This window comes from Nostoc sp. (assembly GCF_036917395.1).
In the GTDB taxonomy this organism is placed as follows: Bacteria; Cyanobacteriota; Cyanobacteriia; order Cyanobacteriales; family Nostocaceae; genus Nostoc.
Genome location: NZ_JBALDI010000085.1, coordinates 57,514 through 79,421, shown reverse-complemented (window position 1 = coordinate 79,421; position 21,908 = coordinate 57,514). Strand labels below are relative to the sequence as shown.

The following is a 21,908-nucleotide window of genomic DNA, read 5'->3' as shown; positions in this document are numbered from 1 at the left end:
GCAAGCAAAATGACGTTTTACTTACTCAAACTCCAGTTTGCTTTCTCATTTTGGTGTTTTCCGCAAGCAAAATGACGTTTTACTTACTCAAAATGCCATTTGACTTTCTCATTTCGGTGTTTTCCGCAAGTAAAAGCCTGGGCGAAGGTCATTTACCGCTATACAGGCAAAGTCTGCCTCCACGGACTAAGGAAAAACCTCGTTTCTAGCCAGAAGCTGGAAATGCTCTTTATTGGGATGCTGCTGCGAATTAGGGAGGCGGTAGGCCCAAAATAGGCATTCCCAGTCGGAGACTGGGAACGAGGTGAATTTGCATCCTGTGTAGAAGATGTGTGTACACCGGAGCCTAAATGGGGAGAATCGGGTTAGAGGAGTAATTCAGGAAATTTCTAGCTTTCGGAAGTTTCTTGGGAGAACTTCTTATGGATAGTTCTAGTGGATTCCCCATCAGCACCTACCGTTATCAGATAGTCCATTAAACCATCTGAAAAGGGGAGACGTAAGTGGAAAGTACCATCAGGTTTGATTTTGATGGTATGACCACCAATGTTTACACTTGTATTTGGTTGGGTTGCTCCGTGAATAATCAACTCAGCATCTGCCACAAACCAGAAATCTTCGTGGGAACGACTGAAAACGCGAACATTGGGTGAACGAGCTATGAGTAACCAACGCTCGCTATCAGCGATATAGCCAATTTCAACCATGTAGTCGCGATCGCTCACGGGAATAGCCACAAAACGTCCCTGTACTACCTCTTCAGATTCATACTGCTGTACAAGCTGGGGATTTTGATAACTCAAGTCAATCCCAGTCACATCGTAGAGCCGCACTAGCAATTGGGAGCCGCCTTGTTGTTGCAGTGCTTCCTTCTGAGTCTTGGAAATATACCAAGAGACATAAGCCCACTTGGGAGTGCGGGGTGTGAGCGCAACACTGCTCTCTTCTTCACTGATCTCTTCTTGGGCTTCTACCAAGTCAATAGGTGTCTGACTTGCTAACGCTACATTTTCAACGGTGGGATCTGTATGCACAGGATTGAAGACACGAACGATCGCTGAACGGGCTATAAAGAACCAGCGTTCGTCATCAGCGACATAGCCAATTTCAGCTATGTAATCGCGATCGCTGATGGGAATTTCTACAAAGCGATCGTTTGCTGTCTCTTCACATGCATACTGCTGTACAAGGTGGGGACTTTGATAACTTAGGTCTATCCCAGTTACATCATAGAGCCGCACTACTAAATCAGAGCCACTCTGTTGTAGTTCTGCTTTTTTGGTTTCGGAAATTTCCCAAGAGACATCAGCCCATTGCAAAGTGTGCGATGTGAGGACAATACTGCTCTCTTGTGGGACATCTACCAAGTCAATATTTGTTTCATCCCCGATTGCCAGATTATCAACTATCGGATCTGGAAGGACAGGACTGAAGACACGAATAACTGCTGAACGGGCGATAAAGAACCAATGTAGTTTACCGCCGTAGGCATCGCCATCAGCGATATAGCCAATTTCAGCTATGTAATCGCGATCGCTGACGGGAATATCCACCAGGCGATCGTGTGCTGTCTCCTCAGATTCATACTGCTGTACAAGGTGGGGACTTTGATAACTTAGGTCTATCCCAGTTGTATCATAGAGCCGCACTACCAAATGAGAGCCGCCCTGTTGTTGCAGCGCTGCTTTCTTGACTTCGGAAATCTCCCAAGAGACATGAGCCGATGTAGAAGTATGCGGCGTGAGTACAATACTGCTCTCTTCATCTGCATCAACCAAACCAATAGCTGTTTCGGCTGCAATTGGCACGTTTTCAACCGTAGTATCGGTTTGTCCTTGGGTATCTGATCCAATGGTAGTCCAGGCTCCAATCCCTACACCTGCTAAAGCCGCGGCGGCGGCAAAATCTGTGGAGTCAGCTTCAGCTACAGTCGGCTCTGCTTGAAATTCTGACTCTAGCAAATCGGTAGTGGGTTCAGATGCGTCTGCTACCAGATTCAATATATCTTCTGGAAATTCTGGGAAATCGAGCAGTGAGGATGTTTGTGCTGCTGAGGATTCTATATCCGTTGCGGCTTCGCCAGACTCTGGTAAGGGCAATTCATCTACTGAGGCTGGATCTTCAGTTGAGGTGATACTGTTTAACCAGTTCAATTCTGCCTGAAGTTCCTCATCTATCTGATCTTCATTAACTTCTGTGTCCCAATAATCAAATTCAGATGTTACTTCTGGCACATCTGGTAATTCTGCAAGTGGGGCTGTTACCTCAGATGAAGGCAGTTCCACATCAGATGCCTCTTCTGGAATATTACCCAGGTGAGGATATGAAGTATTTACTACAGCTGCCGGGGCTTCTATGTCCCATGCAACTTCATCAGAATCAGGAATGTTTGTCTCTGGATAGTGCTCTAGATGGACTGTCTCATCAATGGTGTCTATTTCTGTTTCTTTGTTGTTAAAGGTAGACCAGGTAGCCGCCCCGATTCCTGTTGCTAAAGCCGTACCACCGGTTAAAGCTGCGGCTCCCAAGTTGTTATTACCTGATCCATTAGCTACTCCAGAGGTTGTGCCTTCATGGAGCTTAGAGTTACCATTAGTTGCCTCTTGGACTAAATTTGATGTCCCGTGAGTACCATTTTCCGTCAGGTCAGATTGTGTTTGAGCATAGATGTTGAAAGGAGTGCGATCAGGACTTTCTTGCTCTTGGAAGTGCGGCACTGAATCCTCCTCAAGCATCGCTCCGTTAACGGGCAGGGATGTGCTGGCATTAAGCACCGCCATTTCTGCACCTTCTGTGCTGGGTAGATAAGGATCTGATTCTGGTAAGTTGTCTGTTTTCTCAGTCGGCAATGGGCGTTTTCCCAGAATCCACCATAGTAATGCTCCACCTACGGTAATAAAAAATACAGGTAGCAACAACCAAAATGGTGTTTCCCTGTTGACAATTGGACTAACTTGTGATGTAGCAGGAGCCACAAAGGGCTGTTCCCCAAATGCAGAAGTAGTGGCACTAGAGGAAGGTGTAGCAGCAGGTATCGTTTTAGCACTGGGGGAAGGCTTGACAGCAGGTTGTGATCCGTTCGCTGCGATCGCCACTGCTTCAGCAGTTCTACCTTGTTCTATAGCCTTCTGTCCTGGGGGTGCAAGAGTAAAGCCGAGAAAATCTACTGTGGTTAAACTGGGATTTTTTTTGTAAACGTAAACTAAAGGTTGCGAGAAGGGATATTTCGCATCATCTGGCAAGGCTTGATGTAATTCCAGAACTCGCACACCTTTGAGCTTCGACACCTGATTAGCTAACACATAGGTGATGCCATCTTTGCCCAGTTGTTTGATGATTTGTGCGGTATTATCCTCACTTACTTGGGTAGCATTGGGTCCTGTAGCAAAGTTAGCAGTCTTGAAGGCTGGATAAGCACGAAAAGTATCGCGAGTCTCACTGGTGTTAGGGTGATCAATTAACCGAATCTTAAGAGAAGGTCCTCCCAGTTGTGACCAATTTGTAACTTCTCCCCGGAAAATTCGCGCAAATTGCTTACTAGTCAAGCTTTGCTTGAAAGGATTATTAGCCCCAACCACGATCGCAATCTTCTCACGGCGCAAGCGAACTTGCTCTAGTCCTTGGGCTTTTTCTGCTGGCGTCAACCCACGCCCCATTGCTGCTATGTCGATTTTGCCAGCTAGCAAATCTTTTAGTGCCGTACTAGTGCCATTAGCAGCAACTTCAACCTTTGTGCCGGAAAACTGTTTTTCAAAACTCTCTTTTAGGCTTTGGTTAATTGCACCCAAACTACTTGAACCGTCAATCCGCACTGTTGTCCCGTTCTGCACTGTTTGCGGCAGTGAAAAAGTAGGAGAATTAGGTTTAGATTGGGCCAGCATGGGTGCTGACACCAGCAAACTTGCTGCCATAGGGGTTGTAGCTAAGGCAACCCATAATACCAGATTGACTATTGAACTATCTTTTTTATCTTGTTGCCACATAAGCCCCTTAATTAAAGTAAAAAATAGAAAACCTGCCAGTCCTAAATCGCGATCTGTTTAGGGATTATGGAGGAGACGCGCTAATTATACATCTGAGTTATCTTTACTTCTAATTCCTTCAGCGCACTCGTATTGATTTATACTCTGCATTAGCTTGTATAACATGAGAATTTATACTCTAATTGCCAGAGTCTGTTTACTATAAATTCTTCTAATTTATATTGCAAGTTATACCAAGTTGGTAGTTTTTGGCCACAATTATGAATTATTGAATTACTAAAACTGGTAAAGTGTACCAAATTCAATATTATTTAACAATATTATTTTCAGTATTGCTGAGTACTGAGTATCCTTCTGTCTGAAGTGAGTACTCAATGTTCAGCACTCAGCAGAATCTACTATACTTTTGAGATAACAATGACAATCTGGCTTATCAATCAGTGACTCAACCAAGGCATTTAGGGCAGTAGCAGCTAAAGCGCCACCTCCCAAGGTTCCTTCAACTGTAATAAAAGGTATCCCTTGTTGCATCAGTTGTCGCTTGGCTGCGGGAGCATGGCTAAAGCCAATGGGCATTCCAATTACTAGTGCAGGCTGAATTTTCTGATTGGCGATAGCTTCACAAACTTCTACAAGGACTGAGGGAGCATAACCGACTACCAGCACACAACCTTGATTTACTTGCAGCAATTTTGATCGCCATTCTCGATGTTGCCAAAAGGCAAGTTCTGCCTCTGTGGCGGTGGTAATATGGGGATTATCAATCAAGGTTTCGATCTGGCATCCCAAGTGAGATAATCGGGTTTGATCCAAAGCAGCAGCAACCGTTTGGGTATCGACAACAATTTGACAGCTTGCAGATAAAGCTCCTCGACTAGCTGCGATCGCATCTCGGCTCAACTTGACAAAGGACACCAAACTGACATCGCCACAAGCCAAAACCAACTGAGAAATTAAATGCTGTTCAATTTCCGAACGGTGAGACAAATCAGGTAGTAAGCGTTGTAGCGATTCTGTAAAAGCTTCTGAGTGGTTATGAATTTCGGCATCTAAACCACTCCAGAGATTTTCCAATCCCCCCAATCCGGCTTGAGTTTCGACATCGAGTAACTTGAGTTGTGCCAAAACTTTCGCCTGGATAATTTGACAATGGCGATCGCGCCCCAATAATCCTTCTAATGCTGATGCAGTTTGTCGCAGTTGAGAAATTTGCTGCATCACCGCCCGATATTGCTGCTGAAGTTGTCCCATGAGGTTAACAGTTGTGTCAGCTTCTGGTTCCACCTCCAAAATATTGCGGATGTGGTTTAGTTGAAACCCTTGCTGCTTGAGGGCGACAATCCGTTGCAACCGGAGGACATCTTTTTTGGTGTAGAGACGATAATTGCTAGGCGATCGTACTGGTTGCGGTAATAGTCCCAATTGATGGTAATGCCGTACCATGCGCGGAGTTAAACCGCCGCCAACTGCATCAGTGAGTTCTTTAATAGTTAAGCAAGTAGCGTTCATCAGTTATTTAATAATGGTAAAAGTCTTTGTAATTCTCCACAAGCAGCCTGAAGAGATGGTGGCGCATTTTCATCCAAACTCCCTTGAGAACACTGGTTTGCTAATTGTTCAACACCGGGTTTACAAATTGCCTCATTTTTAGGGAATTTTGGATATTTGGATTTTTCTGCTTCTTCTTCAACAACTTCTCCTGTTCGTAAATAATGTATCCAAGTTTCGATATTTCTTTTTGGCACGAAGATTGCTATTTTCTCATCAGGCTTACGAAGTTCCTGTGAATCTTCTATCAGTGCATCATCTAATTCTTTCAGTGTTGCCTTTACTGTTGCCGTATCTGCATCAATCAACACTACTAGCATTCCTGAAAGATAGTTTTTTCTTCGATATTCTTTAACCTCTGCTGCATAATGCTTTATAACAAACTGCTCACCTGCACCTTTTCCTTTTGGAGAAGTCCTAATTGTGATGTTTTTTGGATTTATATTAAAGCCTCGCTTTTTCAAAAAATGATATGCAAAAACTTGCTGTTGTAGATCCTCACACAAAATTACTATCTTTACTCTATTCTGGGTCATACAGCCAGCCCCGCGCAATCAGTTCTGAAATTGGTAATCCAGAATTTTCAGTTTCTTCATTACTAATTGGTTTTACTCGTACAGGTGCATTACTTTGACGCTCAAACCAATAACCTATAGGTGAAGCTAAAAGATAATTAATTAATACAGGATGATGGGAAATTAGTAAAGCTTGTATTTTTCCGTCAATACAAAAATCATAAAGTTGAATTAGCCAAGGTTGAATTTCCGGCAGAGCTAAAAAATTCTCTGGCTCATCAATGCACAGGGTATAATCTTCAGATTCAGTACAATAGAGAATGGTGTACAGAGCAATTATCACTTTTTGACCATCGGATAATTCACCAAAGCGATAATCAATAATCTTTTTACTCTCTTTGTCTGTTGAAAATCTTAATTTTAGAGTCCGATAATTTTCGCTAAACTGTTCAAACTTAAAACTTAAGAAACCATCTAATATATCTTTTAAAATATTTATTAAAACAGCAACCTTACCCTGATCTTGGGAAATATAACGATACCAAGAAACAAAGTTATCCATTCTCGGAGTTAGTTGTATTTCTTCCTTTTCACTCCCATCAAGCATAAGACTAGGAATAATTTGTACAATAATGAATCGCTGCATACGTTTGGTGAACCAGGACAACTTTGTACTGTCACTATCTACCGTAAATAACCATAGTAAAGATCCTAATGGTGAGGGAAATGGAGCTTTCGCAACCTCTTCATAATCATCGCTAAAAAGTTTAACTTCGCCACCCTCAGACTTCAGCAAAACTTGATTATTAAACCAGAGACGCTCATATTCAACATGACTCTTATCTTGATTATGTCTAATAGCAAATTCATATTTATAACTACCACCATTTCCACCAATTTCTAGCTCAAAACGCTGAACTGGCAAAGTCTGCCAGCGAGTACAGTCAGCAGATTTAAAAATTCCTTCTACTTTGTCGTCACCACTTATAAAAAGTTGAATTTTTCGCAAGACTTCAAAAACAGTTGATTTACCTGTTCCATTACCACCAATAAACAGGTTAATTGAGTCAAAATTCATCTCGAAATTTACCAAGCCGCGAAAGTTATCAATATATATTCGCTTTAGCATAGATTTTTTCCTACTTATTAGTGCAATTTTAAAGCTAACAGTTAAATCGTTTCATTTACCCACATCCCGCTTTTGAAAAATGTTCCCATAACACAGACAAAGATTTAACTTTGCGTACCTCTGCGCTTCCCTCAGCGCCCCTCTGCGTTTCAAAATCATTACAAACCTTGACATTAACATTAATGTCAAGGTTTAGCCTGAGAGAGTCCCTGTTAATTCATCTCTCATGCTCTACCCTCAGCGTTTCACCCAATTCACTAGAGAACACGCAGATACCGTAGCTGCACTTTTGTGTGGGTTGCTGCTATTTCTCGGATGGTTCGCCTTGCATCTCGGCGCTTTGGGATTAGCATTCCTGTTGCTACCGGCTGCTTACGTGATTGGTGGTTACGAAAGTGCGCGGGAGGGATTGACTACTCTCTTCAAAGAAAAAGAACTTGATGTAGATTTGCTGATGATTGTGGCGGCTATTGGTGCTGCTAGTCTCGGCTTATGGCGAAGAGAATATCATCTAATTATTGATGGGGCAATTTTGATTCTGATTTTTGCCATCAGTGGCGCATTAGAAGGCTATGCAATGCAGCGAACTGAGCGGAGTATCCGCAGTTTGATGAGTTTGACACCAGATACAGCAAGGCTTTTACATCAGGGAAGGGAAGAGGAAATTCCGATCACTCAGCTAAAAGTGGGTGATGAGATTGTCGTCAAACCTGGAGAGCTAATTCCTACTGATGGGATAATTTTATCTGGTTACAGCACCCTCAATCAAGCTGCAATTACAGGCGAGTCTTTACCTGTAGAGAAAACAGTGGGCGCAGAAGTATTTGCCGGCACACTTAACGGCTATGGTGGATTGCAAATTAAGGTACACAAACCAGCCCAAAGTAGTTTGATTGTGCGTGTGATTCGTTTGGTAGAACAGGCAAAGACTGAAGCACCTCCTTCGCAAGAGTTTATCGATCGCTTTGAGAAGGGATATGCCAAAGTCATTGTAGTAGTTGGGATATTACTGGCAACTTTACCGCCATTTCTCTGGGGTTGGGATTGGGAAACGACGATTTATCGGGCGCTTACCTTCCTAGTGGTAGCTTCTCCCTGTGCGTTAATGGCTGCAATTATGCCTACGCTGCTTTCGGGAATCGCCAATGGTGCAAGACAAGGAATTTTGTTTAAGAATGGGGCGCAGTTGGAGAAGATTGGCAAAGTCCGAGCGATCGCATTTGATAAAACTGGTACCCTAACAACAGGACAGGTGCAGGTATTTCAAGTAATTTCAGTTAGTAAATACACCCAAATAGATGTATTACAAACTGCTGCCAGTGTGGAATCCTATTCAGAACATCCCATTGGTAAGGCAATTGTGCAGGCGGCTGGTAATTTGGATTGGGTTGGTGCAGTTCAAGTGCAAGCTATACCTGGACAGGGAATTGTGGGAATCGCTCAAGAACAACAGGTAATTGTGGGCAATGCCGTTTTTGTGCAACAGTATGTGACAAATTTACCTGATGAATTGCGAGAAATAGCTCAATCTTTGGAGCAAGAAGGTAAAACTGTGGTTTGGGTAGCACAGGGAAACAAAGAGGCAGAGGTGATGGGTATAATTGCGATCGCAGATGAGGTGAGAGTGGAAACAGCCGCAACTATTACCCGCTTAAAAAAACTGGGAATTGAGCAAATTGTCATGTTAACTGGGGATAACGAGGAAACTGCTTACAGTATCGCCAAAGCAGTAGGAATTGATCGCGTGTATGCTCAACTTCTGCCAGAAGATAAGTTGAATGTTATCCGTCGTCTACAGCAACAATATCAAACTGTGGCAATGGTAGGCGATGGGATCAATGATGCACCAGCCCTAGCGCAAGCATCTGTAGGTATAGCGATGGGAATATCTGGTAGTGATGTGGCATTAGAAACCGCAGATATAGTACTGATGGCAGACAGGTTAGAAAAAATTGCCGTGGCGATGCATTTGGGTAGGCGATCGCAATCCATAGTCAAACAGAATATATTCGTAGCGTTGGGTTTCATTATGTTGCTTTTAGTGGGCGACTTTCTGGGAAATATTAACTTACCTATCGGCGTCATTGGCCATGAAGGTTCCACAGTATTAGTTACTCTCAGTGGTCTAAGATTGTTGAAATAAAGCACTAGTCTTATAGAGTTGCGATCGCAAAGACTGAGATTGCAACTTTACAAGACCAAGGCGTAGCAAGATCCCCGTAGGGGTACATACTGCCTTCGGTTACGGAACGCTTACGCCAAGGCAATGACATTTTATATTTAATTTCGCCCAGCTACTTACTAAATCAATTTGATCGTAAACATCATTAGAAAATGGATAGATAGAAATTGAGCATTACGTACTTATCGATTGGTACAAATATTAAAAACTCCGACTACCCACTTCTTGCGGTGCAGGCTTGATGGGAGCGTCATTGGTTAGGCTAAGAATACCGGAAACAACAATTTTGTCCCCAGCTTTTAGTCCTTGGATAACTTGATAACTATTCCCCTGAATAACTCCCAATTTCACGGGCTTTTGGTGAGCGACTAAAGATGCTGCTTCAGCTTTAGGCTTTTGTGCCGATGCTTCAGTTTTAGGCTTTTGTGCCGATTCTTCAGTTTTAGGCTTTTGTTCTGGCGCTTGAGCCACAAATACAAAAGTCTCCCCACCCAAGCGAGATACTGCTGTAACTGGAATTAAAATTCCTGGACGCTTGTTCCAGATCACTCTGGTTTGCACTGACTGAAGATTAAGCAGTCGATTTCTCAAATTGCCAAAGTTGGCTTTCACCAAAACTGTCTGCGAATCTAAACTAGCATTTGGAGAAATAAAACTGATCCTACCCGTTGCTGTGGATTGGCCTTGGGCGTTCAGCATTTGCACAGGTAAACCCAAGCGCAACTTTTTGGCTTGATTTAGCGGAATGGATATATTCAGGTCTAAAGAGTCGTTTTTGGTCAATATGGTGAGTTGATCCCCTTGTCCTACATACTGTCCTGGCTTGACTGGGATATTACCAACAATACCTGTGAAAGGAGCTAGGACTTTTGTGTATTGCACTTGGACTTGAGCCGACTGGACTTCAGCCGCTGCTTGGTTTACTTGCGATCGCCCTTGGGCAATATCTTCTGGGCGGTTGCCGTTCAACTGTTGCTTATAGAATTGTTTCTGTTGTTCTAAGGCAGCACCTAGCTGCTGGATATTAGCAGTTCTGTTTTTGCGGAGTTGCTCTAAGTTTTTCTGGGCTGCAACCACCGCTGCTTCAGCACTAGCTTTGTTTTTGACATATTCATCTAGGGTATCTTGGGAAGTTGCCCCTTGTTTTGTTAATTCTTGGTATCGCTTTGCTCGTGCTTCTGCTAGTACTTGATCGGATTTGGCGGAATTAACTTGAGCTTCAGCCTGCTGAATTTGCTGTGGTAGCGATCCAGATACGGCATCTTGATATTTTGCTTGGGCCTGATCTAGCTGGGCTTTGGCTTGGGAAACTACTTCTGTTCGAGTCCCTGCTTTGAGTTCGGCAAGATTTGCCTGTGCTTGTTCTAGTGCTGCTTGTTTTTGTCGTAGCAGGGCTAGGGCATCATCAATTTCTAGGCTAATAATTACTTGCCCTTGTTGAACACGGTTGCCCTCTTTGATAAAAATCTGGCTAATTCGCCCTCCAATCTGTGGTTTTATTGGTACAGAGAGTGGAGCCTCTAAAGAGCCAATAAACTCCGAACTATCCTGCACAGTTTCAGTTTCCACTGTTGCTAGCTTGACGGGAACTGCCGGTTGAGGTGCTGCTCCAGCACCTTCTGCTGCATTGCCATTACGAGTTTGCCACCAGCGCCAACCAAAACCAACACCTGCAATTAACAGGATAATTCCCAAGATTAGAGGCCAACGCCGCTTTCGAGGTGGCTTAGGCGATCGCTCTGGCAATGGTCGCAACTCTTGACTAGAATCATTAACAGCAGGCTGTTCTATTTCAACGGGAAGGGGAGACTTAGGGAACTCAGAATCGGACATCTTCGGTTTCTCCTCTTGTGGATTTAGACTTGGGCAATCTACTTTTGGCTAAAAAAGCATTGTTTAATATAGTTTTTAGCTCTTTTTTTTTGACGTTGGTGACAAATATATATTTGGGTATTTGGCGATCGCTCACGATGTCTAGCACCTAAAACGAACAAATATCGTTCAGCACATTCTAGTTAATTTGTACATTTCCTAACTCCGATAATTTGTTTATACGAATGATTTATCAAACTATTTTAGGCAATATAAACCCTGTCTTTAGCTCCCAGAGAAAGCACTGTTCAATGTCCGGTTCATCTTGTTTGAGGCAAATTAACAGAACCTCCTGTCTCCTTCAAGGACTGTAAAGCGATCGCTTCGGTAATCACAGCACCTAGTAGTTGCTCTTTGTTCTAAAAATGACGATATCAAATTACCTCATTTACCGCAGCAACACAAGCAATTTCTCGCGCTGTGGCTTCGATTAAACCTGCTGTTGCAAACATTTAGTTGCTGACTTTATCAAGTGTGGATGAGTTTGTGCCGTCCTTGATGCTAAGTTTTCCATGAGCGTTTGCTTGCATATGTAAGTGCTTGCTTGCATTATAACCACATAGTAGACGAGATTGGTATAAGATAAACATGAGTTTATCTCTCTTTAGTAGTAGTGAATATTCATCTTAGGGAAGAGAAGAGTATGGAGCGATCGCTGATTAATTCAGCTTTATTAAGCAAGTTTAGGAGTTTCATCGAGTTATCCTCACCAAGAAACAGGTGCAATCAGTGTTCTCTAATATAGATTCCTCTTTTTGAGTAATCTTAACTTCCTACACTTAGGTCACCCGATCGGTTGATTTTTAACTCACCCAAATGGGTGATTTAATTTTCCCTAATTAGGGTTTTGTATGTGTAGCCGAGCCAGCAATGCCCAATGCCCTGTTTGGCCAATGCCCCATGCCCTTCAACCATCCACAACTGATTTTTTAGAATCCAATTTCGGCAAGATCCCCACAGTTGATTTTCGGTTAGCAAGAATATGAGAAAGGAGCCACTCATAGCGATCAAGTGCTTGCTCCAAAGAATAGTTTTCTTCGGCAAACTGTCTTCCTGTATGACCTAGCCTCGCCCCTAGAGCAGGATTAGCATATAAATCATGCACCGCAGCAGCCATTGCATCGGGTGATTCTGGCTCAACAATTATCCCACCACCACTGAGTTGGATTGCTTTAGCAGCAGTACCAGTGGCAGGAACTGAACCCACAATCGGCCGACCACTCGCCAGCAGTAGTGGTATTTTTGAAGGCATATTGAACGAAATCACATTGCGCTTTTGCACAATCAGCCCTACATCAGATGCTGCTAGCATTTCGGGTAGTTTTTCTCGCGACTGCAACGGTAGCAGCAAAACATTATCTGCTCCATTTAATAGACAATATTCCTGCAACCTTTGCAATGCTATTGATTCGCCAACGATGACAAAGACAATCTCCCTGATATGACGTAAGCAAAGTGCTGCTTCTATTACTGTTTCTAAACCTTGCGTTAGAGCAATATTGCCCGAATAAAGGACTACGAATTTACCATCGAGCTGATGGCTAGATATCCAGGAGTTGTTCTCTTTCGCTAAAGGGCGGATGAAATTTACATTTACCCAATTGGGAATACAAACGATTTTATTAACAGGTACTCCTTTATTCACTAAATTCTCACGAAACCCATCGGCAATGACACTAATAGTGTGTGCAGTCCGATATGCAAATTTCTCTAGGGCTGCAAGAGTTCGGATCATCCACTTATTTTTCAATAGCCCAATACGCACGGCAGCTTCTGGTAGAATATCTTGCACATTCAGAACTACGGGGCAGTTGTATAACCAACCAAATATTGTTGCTGGTAACGTAGCTAGTAGAGGCGGAACTGTTAAGATAATCACATCGGGGCGTCCACCTTTAAAGGCTTGGGGTAAGCTCGTAAAAACAAAGCTTAACTCCAGTAACAGCCGATCTACGAGGTTAGGTTTAGACTTAATTCGGAGGTAACTTCGTTGAATGGTGACACCATTTTTTTGTTCAGTAACGTACCATTTACCCCGATACTCATCGTAAATTTCGCGCTGAGGATAGTTGGGCATTCCGGTAATCACCCGCACTTGGTGACCTCGCTTTACTAGTCCTTCTGCCAATTCAGTCATTAAGGGAGCAATTCCAATCGGCTCTGGATGATAATTGTAGGAATAGATCAGAATGTGCATGAGCTATTTGTGAATTTCGTGAAGACAGCCTGAGATGAGCGGATTTATTGCTAATTTCAGTAGGCGCTGCTACTTTTATTACTTAATTTTGGTTATGAGCAGGTTATGATTTTTTGAAATCACAATTGCAATCAAGACTGTTGAAAACTTTTTATGGTGAATTTTAAGAGTTATCAATTATTAATTATTAGTTATTAGTTACCAATTACCAGTGTTCACTGATAATTGTTGACTGATTTAAGTTTCTTACCATACGCATGATAAGTTTTCACTAATTTGAAGAATACAGAATCAATATAGTCAGGGATTCAGACCCACCACTTTCTTACAAAGTTTAGATGCCTGCGGCAAGCCGCAAGGCGTCTACAGAGGAAGTCTCCGCTCTGACTTTGCGCTAATTGTAGACCACCAAATTGAAAATTTGGTGGGGGACTTAAAGCCGTTTATTCATCCGCCAATCACACAGAATTAAATTGGATAATTCTGGCTACTGACTCCTGAATTCTGTTTTGTTAAAAGTGAATTTAATGCTTAAATTTACACTTAAGTGATTGTAGCATTGTATTTCATCTCGTGCATGAAACCCACATTCCAGCTTGTAAAGTGGCACATAAAGTATTTTGAACTAAGTCATCAGTATTGGATTCATTAGTCAGTATCTCACTTTTTTGAGTAGTTCAAAGGCACTAACTTTTCAACACTAGCGTCCTCCGTAGCTTCATAGGCGAAAATCTTTTTCATTGTCAGAACTCCAAAGTTAATTAACATCATGCAGATATCAATTTATAAACAACACTCAATTTACGAGAGAAATATGTATAAGTAAATACTGCATGAAATTACGGCAGCAAATGTAATAAATCAATGAATAGAAATACTTTTTTTGTGAAGTTTTGGAGAAAATGCCAAGTCTATTTAACAAACCTAAGCTCGACTTTATCCTTTTTAGGGATGTATCTGGCAAGGTTTGCTAAGTGATTTTCCAGCTTGGTCAACTGTTTACGGTTATTTCTGGATGTTGAGTAAAGATGATACATAGTTATAGATTCACAAGAAGCATCTAAACTCTAGTTACCGTAAAAATCACGAGCGATCGCTTGATAATAACTGATAAAGTTGAGCTACGCAAAGTTGAAAACAGTGTCCTATGCCTGGGTTTCTATTAGAAGTTGGTACAGAAGAACTACCTGCAAGTTTTGTCAGTGATGCTTTAGTGCAATGGCGGGAGCGCATTCCCCAAAGCCTGCAAGCAAACAGCCTCAAGGGCGAAAGTGTCCAGGTGTACGGTACTCCCCGCCGGCTGGCGGTATTGATTAAAGGTCTACCATCTCAGCAACCAGACCGAGAAGAAGAAATTAAAGGGCCCCCCGCTCAAGCCGCCTTTAAAGATGGTCAGCCGACAGCAGCAGCAGCAGGCTTTGCCAAAAAGCAAGGTGTGGAACTGGATGCGCTGTTTGTTCGCCCTACTGAGAAAGGGGAATTTGTCTTTGTGCAAAAAAGAATTCCCGGCCGTCCTGTAGCAGAAATTTTGACAGAACTTGTACCTCAGTGGATTTGGGGTTTAGAAGGTAAGCGGTTGATGCGTTGGGGGAATGGGGATGCGAGGTTTTCCCGACCAATTCGCTGGCTAGTAGCTTTGTTAGATGAGACGGTGCTGCCTCTAGAATTAGTGAATGGTTCTAAAACGATCCAGAGCGATCGCATTTCTCAAGGTCATCGTGTCTTGCATCCTGAGCCTGTGACAATTGCCCAAGCGACTGATTATGTTACCACCCTCAAATCTGCCTATGTCACCGTTGACTCAGAAGAACGAGCAAATGTTATTAGAAAGCAAGTAGAGGCAGTAGTAGAGAATTTAGGCGGGTATACACTAATTTACCCCGATTTATTAGAAGAAGTAACCAACCTTGTAGAACATCCTTCCGCAGTTGTTGGAAAATTTGAACCAGAATTTTTAGAATTACCGACTGAAGTAATTACTGAAGTCATGGTTACTCATCAGCGTTATTTTCCTATATTCAAACCAGGTAGTTTTGAGCAAGAATTATTGCCTAATTTCATCACCATTTCTAACGGTGATCCCCATAAATCAGATATTGTTGCTGTCGGGAATGAAAGGGTAATTCGTGCCAGATTAGCTGATGGGAGATTTTTCTATGAAGCTGATTTAACTAAGCCAATAGATAGCTTTTTACCCCAGTTAGAAAAAGTCACTTTTCAAGAAGAATTGGGTTCGTTGCGTGCCAAGGTAGATAGAGTAGTCAAGATTGCCGAGCGAATAACCAGCCAATTAAAATTAGAAGAAGACCAAAGCCAAAGAATCCAACGCGCTGCTTTATTATGTAAAGCCGATTTGGTTACCCAAATGGTGTATGAATTCCCTGAATTACAAGGGATAATGGGAGAAAAATATGCCTTAGCCAGTGGTGAAGATGCCGAAGTAGCAAAGGCAATTTTTCAACATTATTTGCCAACGGGAGCCGGTGATATTTTACCCGAAACACTCACGGGTCAAATTGTCGGTTTGGCAGATAGATTAGATACTTTAGTGAGTATCTTTGGTTTAGGTTTAATTCCCTCTGGCTCGTCTGATCCCTTCGCCTTGCGCCGGGCTGCCAATGCTGTAGTTAAAATTACTTGGTTTTATAATTTGCCGATAAATTTAGAGAGTTTATTGGAGCAGATAGCAACAGATTTTGCAGCAAAATATCATAAAAATCAGGCATCATTAACCACAGCATTACAAGAGTTTTTCTTACAACGCATCCGCACTTTATTACAAGAAGAAAAACAAATTGATTACGACTTAGTAAATGCTGTTCTGGGTGACAATGATCCAGAATACACAGAACGGACGTTAAAGGATTTATTGGATGTACGCGATCGCGCCTTATATCTACAACAAATCCGCAACGACAGTACCTTAGATAACATCTACGAAACCGTTAACCGTTCCACACGATTAGCCGCGCAAGGTGATTTGGATACAAAACAGCTAGAACCGACAGCCGTAGTTCGTCAAGAATTATTCCAAAAGCCCTCTGAGATAGCTTTGTATAATGCCTTAATCGATTCAGTACCCCAAACTCAAGCAGCACAGCAGACACGAAATTATCAACTGTTAGTAGCAGCATTAACAAAAATTGCTCCGACAGTTAGTAACTTCTTTGATGGCCCGGATAGCGTTCTAGTTATGGATTCCGATCCAGAAGTGAAGCGGAATCGATTACATCTGCTGGGACTAGTTCGCAATCATGCCCGTGTTCTAGCTGATTTTGGTGCGATCGTCAAAAATCTGTAGCGTAGGTCAACAAAAAGTTGTGTAATTTTTGCCGATAGACGCTACTATAGGGAGTGCTTAACCAGGGACTCTGCTGCAATCTATGCCTAGAGCTACTGTAATTGGATTAGGAAAGTCCGGTGTTGCTGCGGCAAGATTGTTGAAACGGGAAGGTTGGGAGGTAGAGCTAAGTGATGGCAACACCTCCGAAACCCTCCTACAACAACAACAACAACTTGCTGCCGAGCAAATAACCGTTAAACTAGGCCAATCCCTAGAATTGAATGGTGCTAATTTACCCCAATTAATAGTCGTTAGTCCTGGTGTGCCTTGGGATATTCCCGTATTAATTAAGGCACGCCAATTAGGTATTGAAACCATTGGGGAAATGGAACTCGCTTGGCGAAATTTGCGCTCGCTACCTTGGGTAGGAATTACTGGCACTAATGGGAAAACTACTACCACAGCTTTAATTGCTGCCATTTTCCAAGCAGCAGAATTAGATGCGCCCGCCTGCGGTAACATTGGCTACGCCGCTTGTGAAGTTGCCCTATCTTGCAGGACAGGGACAGAAACTCCAATCCAAAATCAAAGTTGCGCTGGAAGCGCACCAAAGGTGCGACCTAAAATCCAAAATTGTATTGATTGGGTGATTGCGGAAATTAGCAGCTATCAAGTAGAATCTTCCAGTTCTCTTGCACCACGTATCGGTGTTTGGACAACTTTCACGCCGGATCATCTTAGTCGCCATCAGACTTTAGAGAACTATTACAACATCAAAGCCAAGTTATTACGCCAGTCGGAGTTGCAAGTATTTAATGGCGATGATGCCTACTTGAGCAAGTTAGGTTTAAGTGCTTGGCCTAATGCCTATTGGACAAGTGTGAAAGGAAAAAATTTCCTGATTAGCGAAAAAGGCTTTTACATCGAAGACGACTGGGTTGTGGAAAAGTTGAGTGCAACCTCTGCACCAGAACCGATTGTGAAAGTATCCACTTTGCGAATGGTAGGAGAACATAATCAGCAAAATCTGTTGATGGCAGTAGCAACGGCAAGATTAGCGGGAATTAATCGTGATGCGATCGCACGTGCTATTGTTGAATTCCCCGGTGTTGCTCATCGTTTGGAGCATATCTGCACTTGGGAAGGTATTGATTTCATTAACGATAGCAAAGCCACTAACTATGATGCTGCGGAAGTTGGTTTAGCATCCGTGAAAAGTCCAGTGATTTTAATTGCTGGTGGAGAAGCTAAAGCAGGTGATGATACTGGCTGGCTAGCACAAATTCAAACTAAAGCTGCTGTTGTTTTATTGATTGGCTCTGCTGCACCCACATTTGCCCAACGCCTCCAACAAGTGGGGTATTATTCTTACCATATTGTGGAAACTATGGAAAGGGCAGTTCCTAGAGCGGCGGAATTAGCTAAGGAGTATGAAGCGCGTGTGGTGTTGCTATCTCCAGCTTGCGCGAGTTTCGACCAGTACCCGAATTTTGAGGTGCGGGGCGATCGTTTCCGTCAATTGTGCCTTGATTGGGCGCAAGCAGAGAAGCTTCAATACAACTCGATTCTTTCATCTCCCCTGCCTAATTCATTCAGTGTCTAGCTGCAAGCTAGACACTGAATGAATTATGTAAAATCATTAACAATTTTTGTATTTGGTAGTAAATAACTATATTCTAACTAGCAGATATTAACAAAGTTGGGGGGATAATCCCCCTGGCTCTACAGGCAGCACTTTTTGATCCCCAATTAAAATCACCGTTACAAAATGTAATTGTGTTAGCGACGTAAGAGCGTCATTGCGAATTCGTTTAATACTAGACATTTGGTGAAAAAGAATGTAGAGATGTTCCATGTAACGACTCTACAAAGATTCTGCCTGACGCATATTTAATTTCTGGAGATGTCTACTGTGTAGTAAGGAGAGATTTATGAAATTAAAAATGGTTACAGCTTGGCAATATGCAAAGAAAATTTTTGTTTTCCCAAGAAGTATTATATTTTTTGGGTTGGCACTTTTGTTAATTTTAGGTTTTAGTACGTCCCTAAACTTCATACCATTGGCTCAACCTGCCACAGCTCAAGTTGCTCCACTCTCAACCACTATTCCACGTTATGTCGTAACCGCTGAATTTGGTAGAGATAGAGGAGGTAGCGATTACACACATTTTCCGACTTCAGCATCCGCTTCAGATTGCCAGCAGTTTTGTATTAATGATAATAGGTGTAGTGCTTATACCTATGTTCGACCAGGAGTACAAGGTACTAGTGCTGTTTGTTATTTAAAATCTGTAGCACCAGCATCAACACCAAATAGCTGCTGTGTATCCGGTGTGAAATTGTAAGCGAAAAGTGCGGTGCAAACTTCTGCCACAGTGTATTAAGAGGATTGTTTAGTGCTAATTGAGTGATTTTCTATAATCATGTTTTGATGTAGTTTGCAACTTCAGCCTCATGAGCGATGCTTGTAGGTTTAGGAATAGGTAAACCATCTTCTAGCATTCCTTCTAGATGAAATTCAATAGCTTCTGCAATCATTTGCTTGACTTCTTCTAAAGTTTCACCCACAGCGACACAACCTGGCAAATCAGGGACATAAGCGCCGTAGCTAGTTTCTCCCTTTTCAATCACAACTGTATAACGCATCAGTCTTCCTCCAATTGAGCTTGTCTCCAGATATTTTTAAGAGTACCAATTGGCACATCCACATTTGGCTTACCAGACACTGTTACAGTACTGGATTTATCTGGATGTTTGAACTGTCGATGACTACCTTTGGTTCTAGCAAGATACCAAGCATCAGCTTATAGTCGTTTAATGACTTCGCGTACTTTCATGCTAATACTTATCTGTAGAGTCTAAATTTCTGTTACAGATATCGCTAATTGAGAAATCCAAAGTCAATCAGATTTCCTATTTTTGGGAAATTTCCTCATATGGGGAATATTTTATCGGGTGCGTTAACGAAGTGTAACGCACCTTTCTACTGGAAACGCAGCCCAATCAAACCGTTGGGGCAGTTGAGTTTTTAGCAATGCCTGTGATAGTTTAGAAATAAATTGGCTCGAAAACGCTTCAAGGTAAGTCGCCAGCGTTAAAACTTTGCTGTAAAAATAGCAAGGTTATTATTTATGTCTAGCGACCTCGTAGCGCATGAAGACTTGAAAGTCCAAAATATGGTCAGCTAGACGCAGTTTTGTCAAAAAAGATACTTTTGCAAGCAGCATGTTGATTTTTTATCTCTCTTCACAATCTCCAGATTGCTAAAGTGAATAATCAAGCTTTTCCAGAGTTACATCATCTCTCTCACAGATAAAATTTATATATGAACGCTACACAAGAAAAACTAAAAGTTCAGCTTGAACAGGCAATAGTTACGGCTTTTGGCGCTGACTTCGCTGGAGTAGATCCAATTTTGGTTTCTGCTAGCAATCCTAAATTTGGTGATTATCAGGCGAATGTGGCTTTATCCCTGAGTAAAAAGTTAGGATTGCAACCAAGAGCGATCGCACAAGCGATCGTTGAGAAACTAGATGTATCCGAAATCTGCGAACCGCCAGAAATCGCTGGGCCAGGATTTATCAATCTAAAACTGAAAACGGTATACTTAGAAGCCCAACTCAATGCGATTCAAACTGATCCCCGGTTGGGAGTCCCAGCTGCAAAAACGCCCAAGCGGGAAATTGTGGATTTTTCTAGTCCAAACATTGCCAAAGAAATGCATGTTGGACACTTGCGTTCTACAATTATTGGTGATTCTATCGCCCGGATTTTAGAATTTCAAGGACACGATGTCTTGCGGTTAAATCATGTGGGTGATTGGGGTACACAGTTTGGCATGTTAATCGCCTATCTCCGGGAAGTCTACCCAGACGCGCTTACCACCGCTAATGCTTTAGATATTGGTGATTTAGTCACTTTTTACCGCAAAGCCAAACTACGGTTTGATACAGATGCAGCTTTTCAAGAAACGGCACGGCAAGAAGTTGTTAGATTACAAGCAGGTGCAGAAGATACACTCCATGCTTGGAAATTGCTGTGCGAACAGTCGCGGCGGGAATTTCAAATAATTTATGACTTGCTAGATGTTGAGATAATTGAACGGGGTGAATCTTTCTACAACTCCTTACTACCTGGCGTTGTGGAAGATTTAGAAAAATCTGGGTTACTGGTAGAAAATCAAGGGGCAAAATGCGTTTTTCTGGAAGGATTTACAAATAGAGAAGGTGAACCTTTGCCCTTAATTGTGCAGAAATCAGATGGCGGTTATAACTACGCCACAACAGATTTAGCATCCCTCCGCTACCGGATTCAGCAGGATGAAGCAAAACGGATAATTTATGTAACAGATGCTGGACAAGGAAATCACTTTGCCCAATTTTTCCAGGTAGCACGTAAAGCTGGCTGGATTCCCGATGATATGGAATTAGTGCATGTGCCCTTTGGGTTAGTGTTAGGGGAAGATGGTAAGAAAATCAAAACTCGTTTTGGAGACAGTGTACGGTTGCGGGATTTATTAGATGAAGCTGTTTCTCGTGCCCATGCTGACCTAAAAACTAGATTACAAGAAGAAGAACGCCAAGAAACTGAAGAATTCATTAATGAAGTTGCTAAAGTAATTGGGATCAGTGCAGTTAAATATGCAGACTTAAGCCAAAATCGCACCAGTAACTACATTTTCAACTACGACAAAATGCTGGATTTCAAAGGCAATACAGCGCCCTATATGCTGTATGCTTATGCGCGGATTCAGGGGATTAGCCGCAAGGGTGATATTAACTTTGAGGAGTTGGGAAACAATGCTGTCCTGTTGCAGCATGAAACAGAATTAGCGCTGGCAAAATATTTACTTCAACTGGATGAAGTTATTAGTAGTGTAGAGCAAGACTTGCTACCTAATCGTTTATGTGAGTATTTGTACGAACTGAGTAAGAAGTTTAATCAGTTTTATGACCGCAATCAGGGAGTTCAGGTGTTGGATGCACAGGAACCACAGCGAACATCTCGCCTGGTTTTATGTGATTTGACTGCTAAAACCCTGAAGTTGGGACTATCTTTGTTGGGAATTCAGGTATTGGAGAGAATGTAATATATTTATTTTTTTAACGCAAAGGTATGTTGAGGTAACGCAAAAGTACGCAGAGTAAGAGTTAAGTTAAAGCTGATTTTTTCTTTGTGTACTTTGCAGTTGGTTAATTA

Annotated in this window: 12 protein-coding genes and 1 pseudogene; 5 read left to right on the top strand and 8 right to left on the bottom strand. The window is 42.3% G+C overall.

Features of this window, described 5'->3' with window-relative positions:
* Positions 1-389 precede the first annotated feature (389 nt).
* The 4 genes from V7K46_RS30140 to V7K46_RS30125 form a co-directional block, all read right to left on the bottom strand.
* Positions 390-3,983 (bottom strand): DUF4912 domain-containing protein, encoded by a 3,594-nt coding sequence (locus V7K46_RS30140; RefSeq protein WP_335119822.1) that lies wholly within the window; start codon positions 3,981-3,983, stop codon positions 390-392.
* A 378-nt stretch (positions 3,984-4,361) separates the two neighbouring features.
* Positions 4,362-5,492: a precorrin-8X methylmutase gene (locus tag V7K46_RS30135; protein WP_335119820.1), complete on the bottom strand. Its 1,131-nt coding sequence runs from the start codon at positions 5,490-5,492 to the stop codon at positions 4,362-4,364.
* Positions 5,492-6,067 carry a hypothetical protein gene (locus tag V7K46_RS30130; protein WP_335119817.1) on the bottom strand — a complete coding sequence of 192 codons (576 nt, stop codon included), beginning with the start codon at positions 6,065-6,067 and terminating at the stop codon, positions 5,492-5,494. Before V7K46_RS30130 ends, V7K46_RS30135 begins: the two co-directional genes overlap by 1 nt.
* Complete coding sequence (locus tag V7K46_RS30125; RefSeq protein ID WP_442939888.1) at positions 6,054-7,124, bottom strand: AAA family ATPase; 1,071 nt, start codon at positions 7,122-7,124, stop codon at positions 6,054-6,056. Before V7K46_RS30125 ends, V7K46_RS30130 begins: the two co-directional genes overlap by 14 nt.
* Positions 7,125-7,401: 277 nt before the next feature.
* Here V7K46_RS30125 and V7K46_RS30120 point away from each other — a divergent pair, with 277 nt between their 5' ends.
* Positions 7,402-9,318, top strand: a complete 1,917-nt coding sequence (locus V7K46_RS30120) for a heavy metal translocating P-type ATPase (RefSeq protein WP_335119813.1) — start codon at positions 7,402-7,404, stop codon at positions 9,316-9,318.
* Positions 9,319-9,558: 240 nt separating this feature from the next.
* Here the strand turns inward: V7K46_RS30120 and V7K46_RS30115 are convergent, their stop codons facing one another.
* Positions 9,559-11,190 carry an efflux RND transporter periplasmic adaptor subunit gene (locus tag V7K46_RS30115; protein WP_335119811.1) on the bottom strand — a complete coding sequence of 544 codons (1,632 nt, stop codon included), beginning with the start codon at positions 11,188-11,190 and terminating at the stop codon, positions 9,559-9,561.
* 946 nt (positions 11,191-12,136) lie between these two features.
* Positions 12,137-13,426 carry a glycosyltransferase family 4 protein gene (locus tag V7K46_RS30110; protein ID WP_335119809.1) on the bottom strand — a complete coding sequence of 430 codons (1,290 nt, stop codon included), beginning with the start codon at positions 13,424-13,426 and terminating at the stop codon, positions 12,137-12,139.
* Between the two features lie 1,147 nt (positions 13,427-14,573).
* Between V7K46_RS30110 and glyS the strand changes: the two genes are divergently transcribed.
* The 3 genes from glyS (at position 14,574) to V7K46_RS30095 (ending at position 19,054) form a co-directional block, all read left to right on the top strand.
* Positions 14,574-16,727, top strand: coding sequence for a glycine--tRNA ligase subunit beta (gene glyS / locus V7K46_RS30105; protein WP_335119806.1), 2,154 nt, complete (start codon positions 14,574-14,576; stop codon positions 16,725-16,727).
* Positions 16,728-16,809: 82 nt separating this feature from the next.
* Positions 16,810-18,312 (top strand): UDP-N-acetylmuramoyl-L-alanine--D-glutamate ligase, encoded by a 1,503-nt coding sequence (murD, locus tag V7K46_RS30100; RefSeq protein ID WP_335119804.1) that lies wholly within the window; start codon positions 16,810-16,812, stop codon positions 18,310-18,312.
* A gap of 328 nt (positions 18,313-18,640) precedes the next feature.
* Complete coding sequence (locus V7K46_RS30095) at positions 18,641-19,054, top strand: PAN domain-containing protein (protein ID WP_335119802.1); 414 nt, start codon at positions 18,641-18,643, stop codon at positions 19,052-19,054.
* A gap of 76 nt (positions 19,055-19,130) precedes the next feature.
* On the opposite strand, the gene V7K46_RS30090 is transcribed toward V7K46_RS30095, so the two are convergent.
* Together V7K46_RS30090 and V7K46_RS30085 are read right to left on the bottom strand one after the other, a co-directional pair.
* Complete coding sequence (locus V7K46_RS30090) at positions 19,131-19,355, bottom strand: type II toxin-antitoxin system HicB family antitoxin (RefSeq protein ID WP_335119800.1); 225 nt, start codon at positions 19,353-19,355, stop codon at positions 19,131-19,133.
* Positions 19,355-19,444: pseudogene (locus V7K46_RS30085) on the bottom strand (type II toxin-antitoxin system HicA family toxin); the annotation flags it as partial. The pseudogene V7K46_RS30085 and the gene V7K46_RS30090, both read right to left, overlap by 1 nt.
* 590 nt (positions 19,445-20,034) lie before the next feature.
* On the opposite strand from V7K46_RS30085, the gene argS reads away from it, so the two are divergent.
* The gene (argS, locus tag V7K46_RS30075; protein ID WP_335119798.1) at positions 20,035-21,798 is read left to right on the top strand and encodes an arginine--tRNA ligase; all 1,764 of its coding nucleotides are present in this window, start codon (positions 20,035-20,037) and stop codon (positions 21,796-21,798) included.
* Positions 21,799-21,908 lie beyond the last annotated feature (110 nt).